General features: G+C 67.0%; 4 protein-coding genes. 1 reads left to right on the top strand and 3 read right to left on the bottom strand.

The features are described from left to right. On the top strand, positions 1-679 hold a 679-nt coding region (locus tag WBV89_RS10980; protein WP_423981389.1), incomplete at its 5' end, for a thiamine pyrophosphate-dependent enzyme. Here WBV89_RS10980 and WBV89_RS10985 read toward each other — a convergent pair. From WBV89_RS10985 to WBV89_RS10995, 3 genes are all read right to left on the bottom strand, one after another. Then, positions 671-2,923, bottom strand: a complete 2,253-nt coding sequence (locus tag WBV89_RS10985; protein WP_423981390.1) for a patatin-like phospholipase family protein — start codon at positions 2,921-2,923, stop codon at positions 671-673. The genes WBV89_RS10980 and WBV89_RS10985 overlap by 9 nt on opposite strands. Next, on the bottom strand, positions 2,920-3,129 hold the full coding sequence (locus tag WBV89_RS10990) for a hypothetical protein (RefSeq protein WP_423981391.1): 210 nt from the start codon (positions 3,127-3,129) through the stop codon (positions 2,920-2,922). Before WBV89_RS10990 ends, WBV89_RS10985 begins: the two co-directional genes overlap by 4 nt. Positions 3,130-3,321: 192 nt before the next feature. Beyond that, positions 3,322-4,216 (bottom strand): isochorismate synthase (locus WBV89_RS10995; RefSeq protein ID WP_423981392.1); only part of this gene is annotated, 895 nt, incomplete at its 5' end.

The following is a 4,216-nucleotide window of genomic DNA, read 5'->3' on the forward strand; positions in this document are numbered from 1 at the left end:
CCCGTGGCTCGCCGAGTGGCGGAGCGCGCAGGCGATGGCCGAAACGGTGATCGTCGGTGCCGTCGAATCGACCCGGGACTTGACCGAGCCCGGGGTCGCACGAGCCCTCGCGGATCACGCGCCGACCGATGCTCAGGTCACGGTGTCGTCGTCGATGCCCGTCCGTGACCTCGAATGGTTCGGTGGACGGGCGGCGCGGGCACACGCCAACCGAGGCGCCAACGGAATCGACGGGGTCGTGTCCACGGCTCTCGGCCGATCACTCGGTGCCGGCTCCGATACCGTCCCCGGATTCGTCCTGATCGGTGATCTCGCGTTCGTCCACGACTCGAATGCGCTCGTCGGGCTGACCGGGCGGAACGTCGATCTGAGGATCGTGGTCGTCGACAACGACGGCGGCGGAATCTTCTCGTTTCTTCCCCAGTCGACGCTCCTCGGTCACGAACGGTTCGAGCAGTTGTTCGGGACCCCGCTCGGCACCGACGTTCTCGCGCTCGCGGCGGCGCACGGGTTGTCGACCGCCACGGCGAACACCCGTGACGAACTCGTCGCCCAACTCGACCGTCCCGGACCGTGGGTCTGTCGGGTGCCGTCGGGCCGGGCCGAGAACGTGCGCGTGCATCGTGACATCCACGACGCGGTCGTCGTCGCGCTCGAACAGGGGCGTCCGTCAGGCTGAGGCGGCGATCCGCTGCTGACTCATCCAGTTCGCGGCGCGCATCGACCGGAACGAGAACGTGAGCAGAGCGAGCGCCACGGTCAAGACGGCCTGCAGTTCGACCTCGGCCCCGAGATCGCTCGACAGGTCGGCCTTGAGGAAGGCGAGCGAGTCGTCGAGGTCCACCTTGACGATCGCCGAGTCGCCGATGGTCCGCAGGTTGTGGGACGGGAAGCCGAACACGAGAACCTCGTCGTCTCCCTCGTAGATGACATCGGCCCCCGAGAGATCGACGAACTCAGGCGTCGCCTCCACCTCGAGGGGATCGACGATGTCGAGATACGTGGAGAACGAATCATCGGACTTCTGATCGTCGGGGTCGACGGTGACGAAGACGCCGTACAGCGGGTCGTCGCCCGGGTCGGTCGAGTCCAGGTCGACGCAGTCGTCGTCGATCAGCAGGCAGATGCCGGACACCTCGCCGACCAGTTCTTCGGCGCTGATCGCCGTGAAGAACGAGACGTCGTACTCCGACTCGGCGGCGGCGGTTCCAAGTGCGAGCACCGCGGCGAGCACGGACAGGATTCGCAGCAGGACCGGATACTTCAGCCGTCGCAGGATGCGATAGGGCTGGTCGTTGATCACTTCGATGTGGCGCATCGTCGCGATCAGCCAGACGGCGACCACCACGGTGCTGCCGACCACTGCCGCCCAGAAGGCGGTCCGCAACGTCGCCCCGTCCGCGAAACCGATGGCGACCTTCAAGGCAGCACCCGATCCGACGATCAGGACGTACAGCAGCGCGATGGCACGGAGGACCGCGATCCTCGACGTCCAACCGAGGAGTCGGCCCGCGAGAGATCCGATGACCCGGGCGATCCATCCGATCAAGTCGAGCGGTGCACCGATGATCCTTCGTAGGGCGGAGCGGGGCTCCGGAACGTCGTCCGTCGTCTCCGCGCCGATCGCGTCGAGGTAGGACGGTGCCGCATTGCCCGGTGGCGGACCGAACACACGGACGAGTTCGGCGCTGGTGTTGTCCCAGCCACGGACACACGCGGCCCGGCGCAGCTCGGGTGAGGCACCGAATGCCAGGGTCTTGAGCGCGAGCGGGACCTTGATCCGCACGGCGACGTGTTCGGGAAGGTCCTGATCGCCTGGATTCTCCGACTCGCTGAGACCGGGCAACTGACTGCGCGTCCCCACCCAGTACGGAACGCTCGGTCCGACGCCCATCGCGGCGCTCGCACCCACCACGCCGGTGTCGAACAAGGACTTGCCGAGACGCAGGATCACGAACGCCATCAACCCAGCCGCGATGCCGGTGAACGCGAGCAAGGCCACCGACGCGGCGAGGGCCAGGTCCTGGAGTTGGGTCGGGACGTGACCGATCAACGGATTGTTTCCGCGCACCTCCTTCGCGATCCACGAGATCGACAACAGGACGAACAGGATCGGGGTCAGTCCGATCGCCCAGCGGAAGATCGTCGATGACAACACCGCACCGCCGAGTCCGAGTTCGTCGGCGCTCGAACCGCGGTCGCTGATCAGCGGTGACCCAGGCATCGGATGTGGGCTGGTCGACGGGGCGGTCGGCTCGACACCTTCGAGATCGAGCACGAAGCCGATCGTCGGGCGGTCGGAACTCTCCAACCCGGTGCAGTGCCGGAAGTCGTCGTCGAGAAAGACGAATGACGGATAGTTCGACCACGTGCCTCCGTCGACGAGGCGGTGGACCTCTCCGTCGACCACCATCCGGGCCGGCGGGAACGCCACCGGGATCGCCGACGAGGCGGCCACCGCCGCTGCCACGCCCGAGTCGGGGGTGAGTCGCGGGCAGAAGACGAGCGGCTGACGCGACGCGAGGTCCAGGGTGATCACGTAGAGCGAGATTCCCGTCGCCGCTCGGATCTGCTCGAACGTGCAGTCCGGAGGTTCGCCGGTGTAGCCGGGCGCGATCTTGTCGGCGATCGCACGTTGGAGCCAATCACGCAGGCTGTCGCTGCTGAGCAGGCTGGCCCGACGTCCCACCATCGCCATCGCCGATCCGACACCGCCGATCGTCTTGAGGGCTTCGGGCATCAACGCAAGGAGTTCGGTTGCGGTGTAGTCGCACGCGACGAGTGCGGCCGTGATCGCTCCCGCCGATGACCCGGCGACCTCCTCGAACTCGATGTCCCATTCCTCGCACGCGCGGAGCGCACCGGCGTAGGCGATGCCCTTGGCCCCGCCACCCTTGAATACGGCGTTGCATCTGATCGTCATCGTCTCCACCCCTGCTGCATCAGTTGGAGGCCGTTCGTGCTCGCGATCCACGCAGAGATCCGTCGCTCGACGTCGGGTTCCATTCCGCCCCAGTCGCGGCACGTCCATGCGGTGGACGACACCTTCGCGTTGCCACCTCCAGTGCCATCTGCAGTGCCATCTGCAGTGCCATCTGCAGTGCCATCTCCGACCGGATCACTGGTCATGGTCGTCCCCTCGTGCCCACTCACGATCCGTCACGGTGGACGGACCTCCCGACGGGGAACCTTGCCACAACGAGATGGAACTGTGTCCCAGGTTCCCGCGACTCGATCAGAACGGGGTGATCAGGGACGGAGTGATCAGAACGGGGTCATCAGGGACGGGGTGATCAGAACAGGGTGATCAGAACGGGGTCATCAGGGACGGATGATCGCGGAGAGCATCGCCTGGAATTTGGCCTGCGTCTCGGCGAGTTCGGCGAGTGGCTCGCTGTCGGCGACGATGCCGCCGCCGGCCACCAGTCGCGCCGACCGGCGGTCGTGGCTGAACTCCGCGCAGCGGATCGCCACGGCCCAGGTTCCGTCGCCGTGGGCGTTCACCCAGCCGACCGCACCGCCGTAGCGTCCGCGTTCGAATCCTTCGACGGACTCGATCAACTCGATCGCAGCGTCGCGCGGGTGCCCTCCGAGGGCCGGTGTCGGTGACAGGGCCCGCACGAGTTCGATCACCGAGGGACCGGGCTGCGACAGCATCCCCTCCATGCGCGTTCCGAGATGCTGCACGTTGGCCACCGTGACGACCGATGGCTCGGGTTCCCAGTCGAGATAGCTGACGTAGGGGAGCAGACGGTCGTGGACATCGTCGATGACGACACGGTGTTCGATCTGGTTTTTCGCGCTCGCCTGGAGCTCGGCGGCCAATCGTGCGTCGTTGTCGACGTCGCCGGTACGCGGTGTCGTTCCCGCGAGCGGGTTCGACCGGATGACGGCTCCCTCGACCTCGACCAGCAACTCGGGTGACGCTCCGACGAACCCGTCGACCGAATAGCGGTAGCTCGACGAGAAGGTCGCCTTGAGACGACGGAGCACGGCATGGACGCTGATCACCGAATCGGCCGCGACGTCGATCGGTCGGGCGATCACCGCCTTCGTCAGCGTTCCGGCGCGGACAGCGTCGCGTGCGGCGGCGACCGCGTCGAGGTAGTGATCGACCGCGACGAGCGGGGTGAGTGACCAGGTCGGTGCGGAGGGGACGGGTTCGGGCGGCGGTGCCAGCGCGGCCTCGACATCGGCCCCGTCGACGGCGGTGACC

Origin of the sequence: Ilumatobacter sp. (assembly GCF_049588435.1) — a bacterium.
Classification (GTDB): domain Bacteria; phylum Actinomycetota; class Acidimicrobiia; order Acidimicrobiales; family Ilumatobacteraceae; genus Ilumatobacter_A.

Bases quoted from the DNA above. Each gene is read 5' to 3' on its own strand.
- WBV89_RS10985 (WP_423981390.1), bottom strand. From the start codon at position 2,923: ATGACGATCAGATGCAACGCCGTATTCAAGGGTGGCGGGGCCAAGGGC.
- WBV89_RS10990 (WP_423981391.1), bottom strand. From the start codon at position 3,129: ATGACCAGTGATCCGGTCGGAGATGGCACTGCAGATGGCACTGCAGAT.